The sequence below is a fragment of the Staphylococcus sp. EG-SA-2 genome (assembly GCF_017152085.1).
In genome coordinates this window covers 1-571 of the sequence record NZ_JACYHC010000048.1, presented here as the reverse complement: position 1 = coordinate 571, position 571 = coordinate 1, and the positions used below count along the sequence as shown (strand labels likewise).

The window sequence follows — 571 nt, the reverse complement described above, 5'->3', positions numbered from 1 at the left end:
AATATAATCTGAGTACTATAGGCATCTCATTGATATGATTCTTACTAACAGACATTAAAATCAAACCTTCAATTCGTCTCTATAGAGCGTTCTCTTTATTATCTTCTAGTTACAAATTATTGATTGTCACTGCGCTGTTGTTGCTCATTCGATTCTAAAGCATCATATAATTGAGATACTTTATGCGCAACTTGTTCTACAATCATTTTCACACCATTTCGTAGTTTATTAACACCGTTTGTCATTTGACCTATCGCAATCATATTTGTTAATGTTCCAAACCTTGGACTAATAACTTGATTGGTTTCCGGAATGATTTGTATGCCTCCCATTGGGTGTGCTTGTACAATTTGTCTATTTTCAAGATTTTTAATTAATTGATCATCTTGATCCAATTCATTTAAATGACTTTTTGCACCTGTCGCGTTAATGACAACATTATATATGTCTACTGATTCTTGGTTTTTGTATGAAAAATAATACAACTTGCCATCATGTTTCACATCTTCTAAATCTTTTTTCAAAATTAAAGACTTATTTTCTATTAATTCAATAATTAGTTCAGCAGTTC

The 571-nt window shown here is 30.6% G+C and carries 1 pseudogene; it reads right to left on the bottom strand.

Annotated features, from left to right (window positions below):
* Window positions 1-116: 116 nt before the first annotated feature.
* Window positions 117-571: pseudogene (locus tag IDG60_RS00385) on the bottom strand (FAD/NAD(P)-binding protein); the annotation flags it as partial.